This is a genomic window from Micromonospora sp. NPDC005979 (assembly GCF_040614415.1).
In the GTDB taxonomy this organism is placed as follows: domain Bacteria; phylum Actinomycetota; class Actinomycetes; order Mycobacteriales; family Micromonosporaceae; genus Micromonospora.
This window is the reverse complement of record NZ_JBEXUR010000005.1, coordinates 1-19,203: the sequence shown is the minus strand read 5'-3', so window position 1 is coordinate 19,203 and position 19,203 is coordinate 1. Positions and strand designations below refer to the sequence as shown.

General features: G+C 71.2%; 18 protein-coding genes and 1 pseudogene. 8 read left to right on the top strand and 11 right to left on the bottom strand.

Translation table 11 applies throughout. The annotated features are described in order from the left end of the window. Positions 1-987 carry a winged helix-turn-helix domain-containing protein gene (locus tag ABZ272_RS10540; protein ID WP_355049647.1) on the bottom strand — a complete coding sequence of 329 codons (987 nt, stop codon included), beginning with the start codon at positions 985-987 and terminating at the stop codon, positions 1-3. Between the two features lie 110 nt (positions 988-1,097). Here ABZ272_RS10540 and ABZ272_RS10535 point away from each other — a divergent pair, with 110 nt between their 5' ends. Next, positions 1,098-1,730: a hypothetical protein gene (locus ABZ272_RS10535; protein ID WP_355049646.1), complete on the top strand. Its 633-nt coding sequence runs from the start codon at positions 1,098-1,100 to the stop codon at positions 1,728-1,730. A gap of 62 nt (positions 1,731-1,792) precedes the next feature. Here the strand turns inward: ABZ272_RS10535 and ABZ272_RS10530 are convergent, their stop codons facing one another. The 4 genes from ABZ272_RS10530 to nudC all read right to left on the bottom strand — a co-directional run bounded on the left by ABZ272_RS10530 (position 1,793) and on the right by nudC (position 5,283). Then, a complete protein-coding gene (locus ABZ272_RS10530) occupies positions 1,793-2,107 on the bottom strand; it encodes a hypothetical protein (protein ID WP_355049645.1) in 315 nt (104 codons plus the stop codon). Then, complete coding sequence (locus ABZ272_RS10525; RefSeq protein WP_355049644.1) at positions 2,104-3,249, bottom strand: fatty acid desaturase; 1,146 nt, start codon at positions 3,247-3,249, stop codon at positions 2,104-2,106. The genes ABZ272_RS10530 and ABZ272_RS10525 overlap by 4 nt, the downstream gene beginning before the upstream one ends. 26 nt (positions 3,250-3,275) lie before the next feature. Then, positions 3,276-4,079: a hypothetical protein gene (locus tag ABZ272_RS10520; RefSeq protein ID WP_355049643.1), complete on the bottom strand. Its 804-nt coding sequence runs from the start codon at positions 4,077-4,079 to the stop codon at positions 3,276-3,278. A 271-nt stretch (positions 4,080-4,350) separates the two neighbouring features. Beyond that, positions 4,351-5,283: an NAD(+) diphosphatase gene (gene nudC, locus ABZ272_RS10515; RefSeq protein ID WP_355049642.1), complete on the bottom strand. Its 933-nt coding sequence runs from the start codon at positions 5,281-5,283 to the stop codon at positions 4,351-4,353. 123 nt (positions 5,284-5,406) lie between these two features. On the opposite strand from nudC, the gene ABZ272_RS10510 reads away from it, so the two are divergent. The 4 genes from ABZ272_RS10510 (at position 5,407) to ABZ272_RS10495 (ending at position 9,727) form a co-directional block, all read left to right on the top strand. Then, positions 5,407-6,705 (top strand): MFS transporter, encoded by a 1,299-nt coding sequence (locus tag ABZ272_RS10510; protein WP_355049641.1) that lies wholly within the window; start codon positions 5,407-5,409, stop codon positions 6,703-6,705. A 233-nt stretch (positions 6,706-6,938) separates the two neighbouring features. Beyond that, a complete protein-coding gene (locus ABZ272_RS10505; protein ID WP_355049640.1) occupies positions 6,939-7,292 on the top strand; it encodes a YciI family protein in 354 nt (117 codons plus the stop codon). Positions 7,293-7,294: 2 nt separating this feature from the next. After that, positions 7,295-8,503 (top strand): RNA polymerase sigma factor, encoded by a 1,209-nt coding sequence (locus tag ABZ272_RS10500; protein WP_355049639.1) that lies wholly within the window; start codon positions 7,295-7,297, stop codon positions 8,501-8,503. A gap of 90 nt (positions 8,504-8,593) precedes the next feature. Beyond that, a complete protein-coding gene (locus tag ABZ272_RS10495; protein WP_355049638.1) occupies positions 8,594-9,727 on the top strand; it encodes a glutamate--cysteine ligase in 1,134 nt (377 codons plus the stop codon). A 15-nt stretch (positions 9,728-9,742) separates the two neighbouring features. Here ABZ272_RS10495 and ABZ272_RS10490 read toward each other — a convergent pair whose 3' ends face one another. Both ABZ272_RS10490 and ABZ272_RS10485 read right to left on the bottom strand, forming a co-directional pair. Continuing rightward, entirely contained in the window at positions 9,743-11,527 is a 1,785-nt protein-coding gene (locus ABZ272_RS10490) for an N-acetylglutaminylglutamine amidotransferase (protein WP_355049637.1), read from the bottom strand. A gap of 160 nt (positions 11,528-11,687) precedes the next feature. Beyond that, on the bottom strand, positions 11,688-12,113 hold the full coding sequence (locus ABZ272_RS10485; RefSeq protein ID WP_355049636.1) for a MarR family winged helix-turn-helix transcriptional regulator: 426 nt from the start codon (positions 12,111-12,113) through the stop codon (positions 11,688-11,690). Positions 12,114-12,206: 93 nt separating this feature from the next. Between ABZ272_RS10485 and ABZ272_RS10480 the strand changes: the two genes are divergently transcribed. Together ABZ272_RS10480 and ABZ272_RS10475 are read left to right on the top strand one after the other, a co-directional pair. After that, complete coding sequence (locus tag ABZ272_RS10480; protein WP_355049900.1) at positions 12,207-13,985, top strand: ABC transporter ATP-binding protein; 1,779 nt, start codon at positions 12,207-12,209, stop codon at positions 13,983-13,985. A 188-nt stretch (positions 13,986-14,173) separates the two neighbouring features. Then, positions 14,174-15,118: a DUF559 domain-containing protein gene (locus ABZ272_RS10475; RefSeq protein WP_355049635.1), complete on the top strand. Its 945-nt coding sequence runs from the start codon at positions 14,174-14,176 to the stop codon at positions 15,116-15,118. Positions 15,119-15,126: 8 nt separating this feature from the next. On the opposite strand, the gene ABZ272_RS10470 is transcribed toward ABZ272_RS10475, so the two are convergent. Then, on the bottom strand, positions 15,127-17,838 hold the full coding sequence (locus ABZ272_RS10470; protein ID WP_355049634.1) for a COR domain-containing protein: 2,712 nt from the start codon (positions 17,836-17,838) through the stop codon (positions 15,127-15,129). Between the two features lie 139 nt (positions 17,839-17,977). Here ABZ272_RS10470 and ABZ272_RS10465 point away from each other — a divergent pair, with 139 nt between their 5' ends. Then, positions 17,978-18,562, top strand: coding sequence for a hypothetical protein (locus tag ABZ272_RS10465; protein WP_355049633.1), 585 nt, complete (start codon positions 17,978-17,980; stop codon positions 18,560-18,562). On the opposite strand, the gene ABZ272_RS10460 is transcribed toward ABZ272_RS10465, so the two are convergent. From ABZ272_RS10460 to ABZ272_RS10450, 3 genes and pseudogenes are all read right to left on the bottom strand, one after another. Beyond that, positions 18,499-18,813: a hypothetical protein gene (locus ABZ272_RS10460; protein ID WP_355049632.1), complete on the bottom strand. Its 315-nt coding sequence runs from the start codon at positions 18,811-18,813 to the stop codon at positions 18,499-18,501. The genes ABZ272_RS10465 and ABZ272_RS10460 overlap by 64 nt on opposite strands. Beyond that, positions 18,810-19,100 (bottom strand): DivIVA domain-containing protein, encoded by a 291-nt coding sequence (locus ABZ272_RS10455; RefSeq protein ID WP_355049631.1) that lies wholly within the window; start codon positions 19,098-19,100, stop codon positions 18,810-18,812. The genes ABZ272_RS10460 and ABZ272_RS10455 overlap by 4 nt, the downstream gene beginning before the upstream one ends. Positions 19,101-19,137: 37 nt before the next feature. Beyond that, positions 19,138-19,203: pseudogene (locus ABZ272_RS10450) on the bottom strand (imidazoleglycerol-phosphate dehydratase); the annotation flags it as partial.

Below are 19,203 nucleotides of genomic sequence, written 5' to 3'. Positions count from 1 at the left end.
TCAGCCCGGCTCGCAGGCGGCGATCAGCGTCTGGGCCGCCGCCGTCCGCAGGTAGAGGACGCTGTGCCCGGCGCGGTGGGCGGCGACGAGGCCTGCCTTGCGAAGCGTGGTGAGGTGGTGCGAGACGTTGGGCGCCGACATCTTCAGCCGGGACGACAGCTCCGCCGTCGAGGTGGACACCTCCAGCTCGATCAGGATCCGGGCGCGGGACGGCCCGATCAGCCCCGCGAGAGCGCGTGGCGCCGGCCGGGCCCCGGACCCCCACAACTGCCCGATGCCGTGCGGGGGATACACCAGGCCGGGCTGGCCCGGAGGGTTGCTCTGGGAGAACACCCCCGGCCACACGAACACGCTGGGCACCAGCACCAGGCCAAGGCCAGCGTCCAGTGCCCGGGTCGCCTCGTAGGCGGGGTGTGCCACCCGCAGACTTGCCTCGTGCCAGCTGACCTGGGGATGGAGTCCCTGGAACAGTGCGGCCGCGCCGCCGTGGGCGAGTGCCCGGGCGCGGTGCAGTACCTCACCGTCGAGCAGGCGCTTGATGCGCGGCCAGTGCGGCGCCAACGCGACCGCCCAATAGGCGCGTATCTCGTCGATCAGTCGGGCCAGGCCGGTGGCGGGGTCGCGATGCAACGCGCTGACCAGGGCAGGCCACGGCTTCGGCATCCGCTCCAGGTCGGTGCGCACCAGGCCCGGCGGCGTGGCGGCGACACCGGCCAGCTCCTCGTCCAGGGTGGGCGCTGCGGTGTCCGGTACCGGAGTGAGGAAATCCGGCACGTAGTAGCTCGGGACCGGGACCAGCGCGCTGAGCAGCGGGAAGTCGACGCCCTCGCGGCTCAGCCGGCGCCGGGTCACATCGTGCCAGCTCAGGTGCAGGACGTGCCGGCCTGGATCCTTGAGCGCCTGAACGCTGGTTACCACCTCCCACAGCGGAGAGCTGGCGAACCGGGTCCGGGCGATGTCCTCGACCGAGAATTCCAGCCTCAGCATGCGTCCCTCATCCTTCACCCGCGATCGGACCCGCGCTCATTCTCGCAGTTGCCCGCCGGGCGGGGAAACCGCCTGACCATCGTTCCGACAAGGCAGAACCGGAGGAGAAGATGACCCTCGCGGCACTTCCGCGCCCCGCCAACGACCAGCTCGCGGACGCCCTACAACTGGTGATCCTGTTGCGGGCGGGTCTGCGCGAGGACCACCGTCTGCTGGACCTGGCGTCGGAGCCGGTCGGCGGAAATCCGTTCACCCTCGCCTATCTGGCTGCCGGAAACTATTACCGTCTCGGGCGGGTGCCCGAGGGTCGGTCACGGCACGGTGGCCGCCGCCCGGGAGGAGTCCGCCGTCCCGTCAGCCTGACGGCGACGGATCTGCGGTCGGAGCGTTTCGCGGGCCGGCTGGACTTCGTCGTCGACGGCTCCGTCATCGCGCGCCCCGACTTGGCCGACCTGGCCGCCCTGGTGGCTGGGGCGCTGGCCCCCGAAGGGGTCTGGCTGGGGGCTGTCGCGCGCGGCGAACCCCAGCGGCATGCGCTGACCTGGGCCGCCGGGGAGCACGGGCTGCGGATCACGTTCGTGGCAGGGCCGTCCACCGCCGCCCAGCGATGGTTCCTGGCCTCTCGGCTGCCGGCCCCGGCTCGGGGCGTGTGCGACCTCGGGCTTTCGTCGTGGATGAGCCTCCTCGCCGAGCAGGCATTGCCCGCCGACAACATCCTCGGGACCCGCTGCGGAATGATCTGAGCAGGAAACGACGAAGCGCAGGCGGGATTTCCCGCCCGCGCTTCGATCGCGCCAGACCGGTCTCAGCCGAGCTCGAGCGAGGTTCGCACCCCGACCACGTCCGCCAGGACCCGGAACGCCTGGCGCATGTCGGCGGGGCAGGTTTCCAGGCCGACGGCGCTCGCCTCGCAGCAGACCCGTGCCGCACGGACCAGGTGTCGCTCCAGCCGCGGCGTGAGGTAGAACTGGAACTGCAACATCTCCAGCGGAGCCGCGAGCCGCACCAGCATCTCGTCCGGCATCTCCATGAGCCAGGCGTCGTACCGTGGAGCCTCGACGATGTCGCGTACGGCGGCCCGCACCGCCGCCGGGTCCAGCGACTCGGACTGCCGCCTCATGCGGCCACCGCCTCCTTGACCGCCGGACGGCGCGACGGCGCGGAGGGTTCCGCCGTGATCCAGTCGGAGACGCTGTTCCCGACGTAGACGTGGCTGAGCAGGCCGCCCCACACCTCGAAGTACCGGCCCGCCTGATTGGTGCCGAGGTCGGCGTTGCGTACCCAGGACGAGTTCGCCCAGTCGCACTTGGGGCGCACATGGTGAAGATCATGCTGGACGGTGTCGCCGACCAGGATGCACAAGCGGTACGGGGCGTACAGCAGCAGCATCCGTGCCCACCAGCCGGTCCAGGCGAGGCCGGCGCGGAGCGGACCGACGTCCCCGGTCTGCGGCACCGCCGTACCGCAGAACCGCCCGAAGGTCAGCTGGTCACGCTGGGGCTTGGTGAGCCGCTCGGCGTTCTGGAAGAGCCACCACCGGTGCTCGCTCAGCGTGTACAGCAGCGTGTGGTTGTGGAAGAAGAAGGTTGCCGGCAGGAACCACAGCAGCAGCCACTGCAGCCACCAGCCGGTCAGCCCGAGGAAGACCACGGTCGCGGCGAGGTAGCTCAGGCTCATCGCCAGCCGGTAGGCCGGCGGCCGGGAGAAGAAGTTGCCACGCATCCGTCCGGCGAAGAATGACCAGTGGTGCCGCGGCGAGATCAGCGCCCGCCACAGGTAGCCGCGGAATTCTCGCCTCGTCATGCCCGGACGCGCCCCGGTTGAAGCCAGGTAGAGGATGTCGCCGTCGCGCAGGGAACACGGGTGGGCGTGGTGCACAAGGTGTTCCTTGCGGTTCTCGTCGTACGGCGGGCGCCACGTCAGGGTGGTGACAATCTCGCTGACGATGCGATTCCCTCGGGTCGAAGGGGTGTACATCTGGTGCAGCGTCTGGTGCACCACCACCACGTCCAGCCGGCGTATTCCGCCGGCGGTGATCGGCCAGGACAGCAGCACCAACGGAATCCCGAGATACCAACGCGCCTGCAGGCCCGCGACACCGATGGTCACGCCCACCACGGTCTGCACGAAGCCTGCGATCAGCGCGAGCACCGGCCGCCACAGCACCCGGGGCTTGGCGCCGGTCAGCGGCATGCCGGTGACCCAGGTCAGGAACGGCTGGACGAGACGCGGCAGGCCGCGCATGGATTCGCGAGGTTGCATCGGTTCTCCCTCCATCGCGTCGCCGGTCAACTGCCGATCCGAGGGTCGCGTACGCCACCGAAGAGCGCGTCGTTGGTCTCGTGAGTCATCGGTCGGTCGAGGTCGGCGGTGCTGGCCAGCGTCATGTTGACAATCGTGCGGCGGCCCTCGCCGCGGATCGGGTGGACGCGGTGCATGGTGGTGTTGGTCTTCACGACGTACGCGTCACCCGGCTCCAGGGCGTAGGAGCGAACCTGGCTCGACAGCAGGGCCCCGTACACGTCGGGGTTGCCCTTGTCCCAGCGCGTGTTCGGGACCGCCTGGACGAAACCACCCTCGGTGTAATGCGGAGCCTCCAGCACCAGGATGATGCCGTAGGTGTAGTCGTCCCAGTGCCAGCCGTGGGTGTCACCGTTGGCGTCGAGCCGGCTGATCACGTAGTGCTCGCCCGCGTACGGGCAGGTGTGCACCGGCTCACCCACCACGTCGGCGACGAAGTCCAGCAGCACCGGGGCGAAGTAGAAGTTGTGCACCAGCGGACCCTCGTCGCGGATCACCGGCTGGCCCACCGTACGCATCCGACGGGGTGTGTTGTCGGTGATCTCGAAGGTCAGGTCGTGATAGGTGCCGTGCCGAGCCATGATGCCGACCGCCTCGTCGCGGACGGCGGCGAGGAGCGGAGGCGGGCAGAAGCCCGGCAGCGTCACAATGTGCTCATCCGCGAACCGGGCGGCCAGTTCGGCGCGGCTCGCCGCCGGGAACTTCTCGGCCAGGTGGGTGGCCATCAGTTCGGCCACCGAGCTGGGCTGCACCTCGGCGGTTGCGACGGACGGAAGGATGGGGGCTTCCATGAATGTCCTTTCCGGATGTCGGAATGAGTACGCGTGAGGCCACGTGGGCGACCCGGAGGCCTCCGGGCATGGCGCGGCTGGGACCGTGGCGATCCCAGGCGGGCAAGCGACTCGGTCGTGACGACTGATCAACCACATGCAGCGATAACGCCGGATTCATGTACGTTGCAGGTCGACTCTCGCACCCGGACGGGTCGATCCAAAGCGCTTCGTCGATGCATAAACTCGCATCGCACGATGACGCACCAGGTCCGGAGCGGGTCCGATCGGGTCAGGGGCGAACTTCCGGTGACGCGCCGAGGCCGGCCCAGGAGCGCAGCAACCAGCCACCGATCGAGTCGGCGGGTCCCGCTCCGGGACCGTCGACGATCCGCTCGACCACTTCACCGCGGGTGAACCACCGTGCCTCGAGCAGTTCCGCGCCGTCCACGTCGATCCGGTCGTCGAGCGCCTGGCCGACGAAGCCGATCATCATGCCGGACGGGAACGGCCACCCCTGGGAGCCCTGGTAGGTGACGGTGCCGACCGTGACGCCCGCCTCCTCGGCGGCTTCGCGGCGTACCGTGCCCTCCAGGCTCTCGCCGATCTCGACGAAGCCGGCCAGCAACGAGAAACTGTCCGGGTCCGCGCCGTGGTGACGGGCCAGCAGGCAGCGCGGCTCCGCGCCGGGACTCTCGATCAGCACGATCACAGCCGGCTCGATACGGGGGAACAACACCCGGGCGCAGTCCAGGGCGGTGCACACCCGGACGTGGCCGGCCTGGGCGCTGCGCGCGGGTGACCCGCAGACGCCGCAGAAGCGGGTGTGGCGGTTCCAGTGGAGCAGGCCGCGCGCGTACGCCAGGGTCGCGGCCTGCGGATGCGACAGCCTGGCCGCCAGCCTCCGCAGGTCGGTGCTTTCCTGTGCGGCGGACAGCCGCAGGGCGGTGGGCTCGTCGACGGCGCTCAGGTCGGCGGCGAAGACGGGGGTGCCGTCCTCCAGGCCGAGAAGCACAGACTCGCCGGCGGCGGCCGCGATCTGCCGACTCCGGTGTCCGGTCGCGACGATCGGGACGCCGGCGGCCAGCAGGCAGCGGTCCCTCCACATCGGTACGAGCTGGACGTCGGGGCGGGCGAACTGGTCGGCCACCCACTCGGGGTCGGCACGCCGGGCCGGGACGCGATCGTGCGGTGTCCCGGTGTAGGCCAGATCATCGAACGCCATGCGGGATCTCTACCACGGCCCGTCGTTGCCGAGGGCCAAGATTCCATCCAGATCTAATCTCTCTGTCGATCTGGTACGGCCTTCGATGCTGGAGTGGTCCGCAGCCCTTGAAGGAGACCCGACGTGGCAGCTCCACGATCCGAACAGCAAGGCTTCCTCACCGACCGACTCGGGTTGCCCCGCATGGCGCAGCACCGCAATCTCGCGTCCGCCGCGGTCATCGACAGTCTCGGCAGCGGCATGCTGTTGGCGTTCATCGTTGTCTACTTCGCGCAGACGACGTCACTGTCGCTTCCCGCCATCGGCGCAGCCATCACGATCGCCCGCCTCATCGCCGTGCCCACGGCTGTCCTGGTTGGGCCCTTGTCCGACCGAATCGGTCCACGCCGGACGGCGCTCACCGGGAACATGATCTCCGCGGTCGGCTACGCCGGCTTCCTGGTCGCCGACAGCGCCTGGAAGATCGTCGTGGTCACCCTGCTGACCCAGGTTGGCGCGGTGACCTACTGGACCACCAGCAACGGCCTGGTGGCGCTGGCCGCGCAGGGAACGCAGCGGACCCGATGGTTCGCCATGCTGCACATGTTGCGCAACGTCGGTCTCGGGCTGGGTGGCGCGCTCGGCGCACTGCTGGTGGGCTTCGACGGATCCACCGGCCTGCGCATCCTCGTCGCCGCGAACGTCTTGAGCTACCTGGTGGCCGCGCTGCTGCTCGCGCGCTGGAAGCCCGACGAGCGGAAGCCGGAGCCCTCCTCCGCCGAGACGCCCGACCTGCCTGCCGTGGGATACCGCACAGTGTTGCGCGACCGACGGTACATGCTGCTGGTAGCGATCAACGTGTCGTTCGTGTTCGCGGCTCTGGTGCTGAGTCTGCTACTGGGCGTGTACATCATCGAGGGCCTGGGTGAGGGCGCCTGGATCGCGGGCGCGCTGCTGGTGCTCAACAGTGTGCAGGTTGCGCTGACCCAGACGGCGGTCAGCCGGGCCATGGAGCGATTCCGGGCGACCCGGGTCATCGCAATCTCCTGCTTGATCAATGCAGTGGCGTTCGGTCTCTTCGCGGTGCTCGTCGCGGCACCGCCATGGGCGGTGATCGCCGGCCTGTTCGCCGCCACGGTCCTTTACACGACCGCCGAGACGACCGCGACCCCACTGTACGAAAACCTGAGCGTCACCCTCGCTCCGGACCACATGCGCGGCCGCTACCTCGCGGTCTACCAGTTGTCCTGGACGCTAGGGCAGACCACCGCCCCGGCGCTGCTGACCTTCCTACTGGCCGCCCAGCCGTGGTGGCCCTGGCTTTTCCTCGGCGTGCTCAGCGTCGCCGCGGCCCCGGCCGTCCTGGTGCTCGAGAAGATGGTGCACGGTCGGCAGACCGATCGGCCGGTGGTCACCCAGGAGCCGGTAGCTCAGAACACCTGAACCACCACGCTGCCCGCGTGAGCGAGGGCGGACACCGGTGCGGAGCCCCCCGCGCTGGTGTCTCGCCATGCCTGGGTCGGCCACCGGGGCGACGGTGGTCGGCGTGGCGGTAGACCCTTCGGCGTCGGCGGGCCGACCTGCGTTCCGGTCGACCTGTCGATGTGGGCGGTCGCCGTTCGTGTGGAGGATGAGGGGTCGACGTGCGGTCGACCCGCCGCCCGCGAGGAGGAACGATGACAATCTATCTGCTCAGCATGCACCAGCCCGACGGCGGGACACCGGAGCCGGAGTTCCTGGCCCAGGTCATGCGTGAGGTCGGTGAGCTGCGGGACGAGCTCGTCGCGGACGGGTCGTGGGTGTTCGGTCAGGGCCTGCACGGGCCGGAGACCGCCACCGTGCTGCGCCCGGGCGACGGCGACGTCCTGGTCACCGACGGGCCGTTCGTGGAGGGCAAGGAACACCTGGGCGGGGTCACCATCATCGACGTTCCAGACCTGGACGCCGCCCTGCGCTGGGGGCGCCGTTACGCGCTGGCCACCACCCTGCCGATCGAGGTCCGCCCCTTCCGGTCCGCCGCCGGAGGTTGACAGTGCCCGACGTGGAGGCGGTGTTCCGCGCCGAGTACGGGCGCGCGGTCGCCGTCCTGGTACGCCTCCTCGGCGACATCGACCTCGCCGAGGAGGCCGTGCAGGACGCCTTCACGATCGCGCTGCGGCGGTGGCCGACCACCGGCCCACCGCCCAGCCCGGCCGGTTGGATCATCACCACCGCCCGCAACCAGGCCATCGACCGGCTGCGTCGGGAGGCGACCCGCGCCGACCGGCACGCCCAGGCGGCCCTGCTGTACGCCACCGACCCACCCGCCGAGGAGGGGCCCGTGCGCGATGACCGGCTCCGTCTGATCTTCACCTGCTGTCATCCGGCGCTCGCGCCGGCCACCCGGATCGCGCTCACCCTGCGTCTGCTCGGTGGCCTGCGGACCGCCGAGATCGCCCGCGCGTTCCTGGTGCCGGAGGCGACGATGGCGCAGCGGTTGGTCCGCGCCAAGTCGAAGATCCGCCACGCGCGCATCCCGTACCGGGTGCCGAGCGACGCCGACCTGCCCGACCGGCTGCACGCCGTCCTCGCGGTGCTGTACCTGATCTTCAATGAGGGTTACACGGCCAGCAGCGGCCCGCACCTGGTCCGCGCCGACCTGTGCGCCGAGGCGATCCGGCTGGCCCGGCTGCTCGTCGAGCTGATGCCGGACGAGCCGGAGGCGCTCGGACTGCTCGCGCTGATGCTGCTCACCGAATCCCGTCGGGGGGCCCGCACCACCGCCGACGGGGACCTCGTGCCGCTGCCCGAGCAGGACCGGAGCCGGTGGAACGCCGTGTTCGTCGCCGAGGGGCAGGCGCTGGTCCGCCGGTGCCTGCGCCGCGGCCGGCCCGGGCCGTACCAGATCCAGGCCGCGATCGCCGCCGTGCACAGCGTCGCGCCCCGCGCCGCCGACACCGACTGGGGACAGATCCTCACGCTGTACGACCAGCTCACGGTCGTCGCCCCGGGCCCGGTGGTGGCGCTGAACCGGGCCGTCGCGCTCGCCGAGGTCGCCGGCGCGGCCGTGGCGCTGGCCGAGGTGGACCGCCTCGACCTGCCCGGGTACCACGTGCGGCACGTGGTCCGCGCCGACCTGCTGGCCCGGCTCGGCCGCGACGCCGAGGCCGTCGAGGCGTACCGGACGGCCGTGGCGTTGACGGACAACGCGGCCGAGCGGGCCTTCCTCACCGCACGGGCGGCGGCGCTGGCCCCGGGCTGACCGCGCGTTTGCCGGTGGCCCGACCGGGAAACCGAGCCGCCCGTCGGCCCGGCTGCCCGCCCGGGGCCGCAGCAGCGGATGGAGGCGGAGATGGCGTACCGTCCGGTGACCGTCGACGCCGTTGCCGACCTCGACACGCTCACCCTCGGCGTCGAGGAGGAGTTCCTGCTGCTCGACCCGTCCAGCGGAGGCAACCTGCCGGTCGCCGACGAGGTGCGGGCTGCGCTGCGCGGCCCCGCCCGCGACCAGAGCCGCCAGGAGTTCCGGCACAGCATGGTCGAGATGGTCACCCCGGTCTGCGCCGACCTCGACGAACTCCGTACCCACCTGGTGGCGCTGCGGCGATCGGCCGTCCAGGCCGCCGCCCGGGCCGGGGCCCGGCTCGTCGCCGTCGGCGCGACGCCGGTGGGCGAGCCGCACCGGACGGTGCCCGACGAGCCGCGCTACCACGCCATGTCGCGCCGGTACGGGCCGGTGGCACACGATCCGGCCGTCTGCGGCTGTCACGTGCACGTCGGGCTCCCGGACCGGGAACTGGCCGTGCAGGTCTGCAACCACCTGCGGGTGTGGCTGCCGGTGGTGCAGGCCCTCACCACCAACTCGCCGCTGCACGACGGGTACGACACCGGCCACGCCAGTTGGCGGTCGATGCAGTTGGAACGCTGGCCCAGCATCGGGCCCACCCCGTACTTCGACTCGGTCACCGACTACGACCGCACGGTCGACGAGCTGATCGCCGCCGGCGTCATGCTGGACGCCGCGATGGTCTACTGGTACGCCCGGCCGTCGTCGGCGTACCCGACGGTCGAGGTGCGCGTCGGCGACGTCTGCCCGACCGTGGACGACGCGGTGCTGGTCGCCGCCCTGGTCCGCAGCCTGGTCGCGACGCTCGCCGACGACGTACGCGCCGGTGTGCCCGCCCCGGCAGTGCGCGACTGTCTCGTCGCCGCGGCGCACTGGCGGGCCGCCCACGACGGCCTCGACGGCGAGCTGATCGACCTGCGGGCCGGTGGCGCCCGCCCGGCCTGGGACCTGGTCGACGACCTGATGGCGACGATCGCCCCGGCGCTGCTGCGGCACGGCGACCTCGGCTACGTCCTGTCCCAATTGGCCCGGCTGCGCCGCGACGGCACCGGCGCGACCCGACAGCGCCGGGTGCTCGACGACACCGGCGACCTGCGTGCCGTCATCGACGACCTCGCCGCCCAGACCGCCGCCGCCTGACGGGCCGGGCCGCTCTCAGTGGATGCCGTGGGTCTGTAGCCACAGCTCCAGCAGGCCGAGCTGCCACAGCTTGTTGCTGCCGGCGGCCGCCTCGGCCCGGTCCGGCTCGGCGAGCAGCCGCGAGACGTACTCGGGACGGAACAGCCCGCGCTCGCGGGCCGCCGGGGCCTGCAACGCCTCGGCGACCAGCTCGCGCACCGGTCCGTCCACGTTGCGCAGCGCCGGCACCGGGAAGTAGCCCTTCGGCCGGTCGATCACCTCGGCCGGCAGCACCTCCCGGGCCACCTCCTTGAGCACGCCCTTGCCGCCCTGGGCCACCTTGTGCTCCGGCGGGCAGTGCGCCGCCAGGGCCACCAGGTCCTGGTCGAGGAACGGCGTGCGCACCTCCAACCCCCACGCCATGCTCATGCTGTCCACCCGCTTGACCGGATCGTCGGGCAGCATCAGGTGGGTGTCCAGGCGCAGCACCGCGTCCAGCGCGGTCTGCGCCCCGGGCGCGTCGAGGTGCCCGGCGAGCAGGTCCCGGCTGGCGTCGTGGTCCAGCGTGTACTCCGGGCCGACGATGGTGCGCAGCTCGTCGTGGTCCCGGTCGAAGAACGCCGCCGCGAACGTCTCGGCGGCGCCGTGTCGGGGCGCGTCGACAAGCGGCTGGTGGTAGCCGTAGCCGGCGAACACCTCGTCCGCGCCCTGCCCGGACTGGGCCACCTTCACGTGCTTCGCCACCTGTTCCGACAGCAGGTGGAAGGCGACGACGTCGTGGCTGCCCATCGGCTCGGCCATGGCCCGCACGGCGTTGCGGACGGCGGGCGCCAGGTCGTCGTCGGCGAGCCGGATCCGCTGGTGGTCGGTGTCGTACGCGCGAGCCACCAGGTCGGAGTAGTGGAACTCGTCGCCGGACTCGTCGCCCCGACTGTCGAAGCCGATGCTGAACGTACGCAGGTGCTCCTGACCGGCCTCGGCGAGCAGCGCCACGATGAGGCTGGAGTCCAGACCGCCGGAGAGCAGCACACCGACCGGGACGTCGGCCACGAGCCGGCGGCGTACGGCCGTGCGCAGCGCGTCCCCGACGGTGGCCCGCCAGTCGGCGGCGCCCATCCCGGCGTCGGCGGGTTCCCGCACGTAGTCGGGCTGCCAGTACACCTGCTCCCGGCTGCGCCCGTCGGCCTCGACGATCCGCAGGGTGGCCGGTGGCAGCTTGCGGACGCCGCGCAGCACGGTCCGTGGCGCGGGCACGATGGAGTGCCAGGACAGGTAGTGGTGCAGCGCCACCGGATCGATGCCGGTGTCGACGTCCCCGGCGCGCAGCAGCGCGGGCAGGGTGGAGGCGAACCGGAGCCGCCCCGCAGTCTCGGCGAGGTAGAGCGGTTTGATGCCGAGCCGGTCGCGGGCCAGGACGAGGCGTCGCCGGACCCGGTCGACCAGGCCGATCGCGAACATGCCCACCAGGTGGTCGACGAAGCGTTCGCCCCAGTGCGCGTACGCCACCAGGATCACCTCGGTGTCGCTGGTGGATCGGAAGGCGTACCCGGCGTTCTGTAGCTCCTCGCGCAGCTCCGGGTAGTTGTAGACGCAGCCGTTGAAGACCAGCGCCAGACCCAGGTCGTCGCGCGCCATCGGCTGGGCGCCGGCGTCGGACAGGTCGATGATGGTCAACCGGCGGTGCCCGAGGGTCACCCAGTCGTCGGTCAGCAGGCCCTCGGCGTCCGGTCCGCGGGAGCGCATCGCCTCGGTCATCCGGGTGACCGCCGCCGCGTCGGGCGGTTGGCCGTCGAAGCGTGCCTCCCCGCTGATCCCACACATCGGGTGTCTCCTGTCACGCTCCCCGGCGCGGTGGTGGCCGGCCCCGCCGGTCGAACGGGGCGGCTGGCTACCCGCCCCCCAGCCCGGTAAACCAGCCTCACTGATGTGAGGAAGGGCCCCTTCCTATACGCCAGGCGTTAACAAGGTGCCCTTCCTTGCATCAGCGGAGGGTGCGCAGGATGCGGGCCAGCTCGGCCCGGTCGGCGTCGGGGAGGTGGCCGAAGAAGCGGTCCGCCTCGGCGCGGCGGGCGGCCCGGATGGCGGCGCTGACCCGGGTGCCCTCGGCGGTCGGCGCGACCAGGGTGGCCCGCCGGTCGGCCGGGTCGGGTCGCCGCTCGACGAGACCCCGGGCCTGGAGGTCGTCGATGACCTCGGTGGCCGAGCGGGGCGCGATGCGCAGGTGCTCGGCGAGGGTGCCGGGGCGTACCTCGCCGTGGCGGCCGAGCACGCCCAGCGCCCGGGCCTGGCTGGGGGTGACGTCCCACGGGGCCAGTGACTCGCGGGTCTGCCGGCGCAGGCGGGACGCGACCGCCCAGAACGTCTCGGCCAGGCTCTCGTCGCCGCTGTCGGTGGTGTCCTCGGTCACCGGAATACGGTAGCAGCCGATGCTGTTGTTCCCTCATGTTGAGGTAACCTCAGCATATCCTTCCGGAAGGAGTTCCCCTTGGAACCCACCCCGATGGGCCGCGACCGCGGCCACCGCACCGTCAGCGCCGAGGAGAAGGAGCAGGCCCGCCAGGTGTCCCTGCGCCGCATCGGCCGCCTCTTCACCCCCCACCGACCCGCGCTGGTCATCGTCACCGCGATCATCGTGCTCTCCTCGATCGTCGCGATGGCGAGCCCGTTCCTGCTCCGTACCGTGATCGACCGCGCCCTACCGCAGGGTGACGTGACTCTGCTGGTCTGGCTGGTCCTCGGCATGGTCGCGGTCGCCGCCGTGACCGCCGCGCTCGGCGTCGTCCAGACCTGGATCTCCACCCAGGTCGGCCAGTGGGTCATGCACCGGCTGCGCACCGACGTCTTCCGCCACCTTCAGCGTCAGTCACTGGGCTTCTTCACCCGCACCCGCACCGGCGAGGTGCAGTCGCGCATCACCAACGACATCGGCGGCATGCAGTCGGTGGTCACGTCCACCGCCACCGCCGTCGCGGCCAACCTCACCACCGTGGTCACCACCGCCGTCGCGATGGTCGCGCTCTCCTGGCAGCTCTCCCTGGTCTCGCTCGTGGTGCTGCCACCGGCCATCTGGCTGACCCGCCGGGTCGCCCGGATGCGCCGCGAGATCACCGCCCAGCGCCAACACGAACTCGCCGACCTGAACGTCACCGTCGAGGAGGGGCTGTCGGTCAGCGGCGTCCAGCTCGCCAAGACCCTGGGCACCGGGCCCGCCCTCATCGAACGGTTCACCGCCTCCTCGGCCCGCCTCGTCGACCTGGAGCTGCGCAGCGAGCTGGCCGGACGCTGGCGGATGGCCTCGATGAGCATCATCTTCGCCGCCGTACCGGCCGTCATCTACCTCGCCGCCGGCCTGCCCGGCGCCGCCGGGACACTGAGCATCGGCACCCTGGTCGCCTTCACCGCCCTGCAGGGCGGCCTGTTCCGGCCGCTGATGGGCCTGCTCAACGTGGGCGTGTCGCTGACCGCGTCGCTGGCCCTGTTCGCCCGCATCTTCGAATACCTCGACCTGCCGGTCGACGTGGACGACCCCGCCGAACCGGTCCGCCTCGACCCGGCCCGGGTCCAGGGTCACCTGCGCCTGGAAGACGTCACCTTCGGCTACCCGGGCAGCGACACCGCCGCCCTCGCCGGCATCACCCTCGACGTGCCCGCCGGCACCAGCCTCGCCCTGGTCGGCGAGACCGGATCGGGCAAGAGCACCCTCGCGGGCCTGGTCAGCCGCCTGCACGATCCGACCGCCGGCCGGATCACCGTCGACGGCGTCGACCTGCGCGACCTGCGCCTGGCCGACCTGGCCGCGATCGTCGGCGTGGTCAGCCAGGAGACGTACCTGCTGCACACCACCGTCCGGGAGAACCTGCGCTATGCCCGGCCGGACGCCACCGACGCCGAGATCGAGGCCGCCGCCCGCGCCGCCCAGATCCACGACCTCATCGTCGCGCTCCCCGACGGGTACGACACCGAGGTCGGCTCGCGTGGGCACCGGTTCTCCGGCGGCGAGAAGCAACGGCTCGCCATCGCCCGTACGCTGCTGCGCGACCCGCGCATCCTGGTCCTCGACGAGGCCACCAGCGCCCTGGACACCGAGACCGAACGCGCCGTTCAGCGGGCGTTCGACGTGCTCGCCCAGGGTCGTACCACCATCACCATCGCCCACCGCCTCTCCACGGTCCGCGACGCCGACCAGATCGCCGTCCTCGACCACGGCCGCATCGTGGAAACCGGCAACCACGACACCCTGCTCAACCGCAACGGCCGCTACGCCACACTCGCGGCGTGAGCTCTTGTTTTCTTGATCAATGGTTGCTGGGCAACACGACACGCCGAGCGAGGTGCTGCTGAGCAGCCACCGATCGAGGGCTAGCAGAACTCGGCCGCGCGTGGGGGTTTTCCACAGTAGGTGCCCCGTCCACAGTGGCTGGGGTGACTGCTTGCGGAGCCTCGGACGCGGGCAGCACGGTTCGGGGCGTGAACTCGGTGCTGCGGGACCTCGTGAAGCGTTCGGGAGGGCTGGTCACCCGTACGGCGGTGACGCAGGTGGTGCCGGAGTGGGCGCTGGAGCACGCCTGCCGCACCGGCGACCTGGTACGGGTGCTGCCCGAGGTCTTCGTGGCGGCGCACCTGCTGGACGACAGGCCGGGCGCCCCGGTCCTGAGCCGCCTCGACCCGGGCGTCGCCGCCCTCGCGGCTCTCGCCTGGGCGCGGGGACGCGCCACACTCAGCCATCTCAGTGCGCTAGCCGCGTGGAGCCTGCGCCCGCAGACGGCAGGAGAGCCCCTGCACCTCACCGCCCCGATCAACGTGGGCCTACGGGCCCGCCCCGGAGTGGTCGTCCATCGGCGAAACGATCTCGTCGTCGCGCCGCCGCACGTGGTCGTCCGCCGTGGACTGACGGTCACTCGCCTGGAGCAGACCATCGTCGACTCGTGGCCGATCCTGCCGTCCGCCGAGCGGCGGGCACCGGTGATCCGGGCCGTCAACGACTGGCTGACCACCCCCGAGCGGCTGACCCTCGCCGTGGCGACCGTGCCGAGGCTGACCGACCGGGCAGCGCTGCGGACCCTGCTGACCCGGCTCGCCCAGGGCTGCCGTAGCCCATTGGAGATCTGGGGCCACGACCACGTCTTCACCGGCCCGACCATGCCGGTGTTCCGCCGGCAGGTGCCGATGCGTCTGGGACGGCGCACCGTCTACCTCGACATGTTCGCCGAGCGGGAACGGGTCAACATCGAACTCGACGGCGCCACCACCCATGGCGACCCCCGACAGCGGGAGATCGACCTGCGGCGGGACGCCCTGCTGGCGACCGTCGGGATCCTGGTGGTCCGCTTCGCCCATCGCCGCCTCGTTGACGAGGCCGACGACGTACGCCGGGAGACCCTGGCGATCCTCGCGACCCGCACGGCGGTCTGAGTAGATTCTCAGGCGGGTAGCACCGGTAGCCCTGGGTCGTGCATGCGTCGGTGGGTCGGGCACACCCACAGGAACTCCCCGGTGGGTGTGAGCACCCGGCCCAGCCCCCCGAAGGCGCGGACGGCGTCCAGCTGCATGAGCAGCACCTTGAACGAGCGCAGCGCGGCGCCCTCGGCCACGGACAGGGTGTGCCGTGACTCGGGCGGCGCGGCCAGCGCGTCTTCGACGAGCGCCGTGGGCAACGAGTCGATGAGGCTCTTCATCAGGTCCAGTTCCCGCTGCGCCTGATCCAGGTTCGGCGCGACGTAGCCGGCCACCGCGGCCGCCACCGGATACACGAGGCGCAGAGTCTTGAACACCAGGTTCAGGTACGGCCCGACCTTCCGCAGCCAGTCGCGCGGCTCGGTCACCTCGTAACTCGCCCCGTCCCAGGTGTGCCACTCGCCGGGCTGTTCGCACCAGAGGGTGATCCGGATCGGCTGCTGCCCGAACGAGAGACGGCGCCAGCCGACGGGCGGGATCGTGGCGACGGTGAACAACCGTGGGCAGTCGTTCACCTCCGTGCCGACGGCCCGCACCAACCGACGGAGCTGGTGTGCCGTGTCTGCGGCGAACGACGCGGTCTCCGCCACGTGGTCCCCGATGACGCCGACATCCTTGCTGAGGGCGCCGAGACGCCGCTCCAACTGCTGCAGCTCAGCGCCGAAGGGCTGCGGCGCCACGAAGCCGGTCAGCAGGCCGGCGACGTCGTGGTCCTGGTGGCACGTCAGGCAGGGGAGTACGACCTGCGGCCGGTCCGCCCCGGCCCCCAGGGTGGCTTCGAACAGCCCGACGGGTCGGACCGACCCAGGACGAGTCGAACGCTCCCGGAACTTGATCAGCCCGTCGAGCGGGAAGCGCCCGGTGCAGGCGACACCGTCGTTGCCACGGGTCGGGCACGGTACGAACAGCGCGAAGGGCAGGCCCGGCCAGCGCGTCGTCAGAAGACGCTCCAGGCTGTCCCGCAGCACGTTGAAGAAGAGGTCGGGTGACGGCGCACGGACCTCGATCGTCAAGCGGTGGTCAGCCTGCAACTCCACCAGCGCCTCGGACCGGTACGCCGCGATCGGATGGCGCAGGAACACTCCTCGCCGCCAGTGCTGGCCCGTCGACGCGTCGTGATGGCGCACGGTGATCCACGAGATCAGGCCCGGCGGCGCGCTCTCACCGAGTTCACAGGTGAGCCTCAGCACCCGAATGCCGTCCGGCAGCGGCCGTGTCGCCTCCCACGGCGGCTGTGCGCGTTCGTACGGGACCAACTGGGCGATCAGGCTCCGGTCCCGGTCGCTCAGCCGGTAGGAGACGTCGAACTTCTCCATCAGTCGCAGGAAGAACGGGTGGTGGACGGGGTTGTACGACAGCCCGTCGTCCCGCTGACGCCAGATGCGCCGCAGCTCGTGGTGGTCGAGGATCCCGCTGCTGGCCCGGACGCCGTGGTCCTCCAGCACGTGACTGATCGCCTTGGTCAACCACTCGGGGTTGAGGATGACGATGTCGCGCAGGCCGTCATCGTCACCGTAGTAGATGACCTGGCCCAGGTCGTGGAGCAACTCCGCCAGGTGGACGACCTCGTCGTCGCGGACCTGGTGCCGACGGCAGATCGCGGCGAAGTCCTCGAAGGGCATCTGTGGCTGAGCGCCCGCCTGCGCCAGGATCTCGTCCCGCGCGCTGGCCCATCGTCGGCTGAACAACTGCCCCATCTGCGGCAGCCGTGCCGCCTCGCCGCCGATGGCCTCCCGCAGGGCTCCCACGCCCTTGTTCGTTTCGCTGTCCACCGCGTACTGCCCCGCGATCATCCCCGGGAAGGCTTCGCTCAGGCGCGGGAAGTCCAACTCCGGCCGCCGCTCGTCCGCGTGGGTCGCCACGATCATCACCCTGGCCGCCGTTCCCACCCGCAGCCGGATGCGGCGCAGCCAACCCTCGACCTCGCCCTGCTCCTGCCCCTCCCGGGGGTGCCAGACGAGCAGGTAGATGGCGCGCCGGCTGAAGAAGAACTGGTGGGTCACGCGGTAGATCTCCTGGCCACCGAAGTCCCAGGTCCGCAGTGTCAGCATCTCGTTCAGGAACGGGTGCCGCAGGGTCAACTCCCGGATCTGGATGCCGTGCGTCGTCGGACGACCCGGCACGAACTGCTCGCCGTTGAGCGCCCCGACCAGCGACGTCTTGCCGACGTTCCCCTCGCCCACCAGCAGGATCTTGGCCTCGTACTGCGGAACGCCGTCAGCGAGGCTCTGCAGGTACGTCCCCAGCGCGGCGTCGCCACGGCGCAGCGTCTCGACCAGCGCCTGGTCCAGTGGGTTGTCGTCGAGTCGGATCGTCAGCTGACCCCGGATCAGCAGCGGCGCGAGACTTGCCGGGAGGGTCTTGAGCAGGTTGCCCCGCAGGTCCAGCAGTTGTAGATCGGGCAGCGCGCCCAGCTCCTCGGGCAGGACGGTGAGCCGATTCCCGCCGAGGTCCAGCTCGCGGAGGTGCTTCAGCTCACCGATCTCGCGCGGGAGATCGCTCAGCCTGTTCCCGGCGAGGTCCAGCTTTCTGAGCTGTCCGAGGGCGCCGATCTCCGGCGGCAGTCTGCGGATCTCGTTGCCGTACAGCGACAGCACCTCAAGCTCGGTCTGCTCCAGCAGGTCGGGCGGGACCGAGGAGATGCCCGACCGGCCCAGGTTGGCTACCGTTTTGATCATCGGTTGTCCGTCCTGTGTGACATCGCGACCGTCCACCACTATGGACGCCGGGTGCCACCGGGGCGTCCGTCAATCAGGTCACGTTTCCGATCGAAGCAGGGGGTGGCAGGGCCCGCCCCGGTACGGCAGCCTCGGCAGCGTGGGCACATTGTTGACGCAACTTCCGGCGCTTCTCGGCGTGCTGGTCGGGACCCTGGGCACGATCCTCGCCACCTCGCTCGCCGACCGCGCACGTTGGCGGCGTACCCAGAACGTGCGCTGGGACGAGCGACGCCTCGACGCGTACGTCGACTACGCACACGCACTCAAGGAGAGCTACGCGGTGGCGCTGCGGATGACGGCCCACCTGCGGCCCGGGTCCCACAGCCACCCGATCGACCGGGACGAAGGTCTCGTGCGGCTGGCCGAGTCTGACGCGCGGCGCACCGTCGTCTGGGAGAACCTGCTGCTCCTCGGCGACGAGCCGACGGTGGTGGCCGCCGCGACGTGGCGCGACGCTGTCTGGCAGGTGGAGCGGCTCGCCCGAGGGATCGTCGGAGCACCGACGGGCATCTCGGAGCAACTGGCACGGGTCAACGAGGCCCGAGACGGCTACTACCGGGCGGCCCGACAGAGCCTTGGGGTCCGGGGTGGCTCGGTGGAGCAGTCCGCGGCGCTGCGTCAGGCGCTCACCGACCGGACGATGGTGGCAGCCGACAGCGCCGTGCGTGCCAACGACGGTTGACGAACCGTGGAGCGGATTCTCCCGGTGCCGGTCGGAGGTCGGAGACCGGCGAGCTGTACGAAGATCTCGCGTTTGACGGTCGCGTCGCCCCGACGGTCGAGGACGTAGCCCGTCAACCAGACCCAGCCGTCGTAGGTCGGCTGGGTCGACACCGACACGACGCGGAAGGTCAGGGCGCGGTCCCCGGCGAACTGCACCGAGGCTCGGCCGTCGACGACGAGCAGATCGCCGGGGCAGGGGCGCGCGGTCACCAGTGGCCGGAGTTGGGTTGATCATGCGGCGGTCGGCACTCCCGAGCATGCATGGTCTGCCAGTCGCGCAGCGCCCGTCCGAGCCGGCCGTTCTCCTGACTGAGCAGCCGTACCGTCTCGTTCAGCGTGCTCAGCTCGTCGGCCACGCGGGCCTGGAACTCGCGTACCTCATCGGGGTCGACACCGCGCCGACGGGCGGCGAACTCGCGGGTCCGCACCTCGAACGGCGTCAGCCGGGCGGGGTAGCCGGCCGGCTCGGGTTGGCTTCCTCGATACACCTGCGCCACGACGATCCTCTCTGAGGCAGCGGGGATTGCGGGGCAGCGGCTCGTCGTGCACCACGTACGGACGGCCGGACAGGTCCACCGCGGCCCGGACCAGCACCTCGTC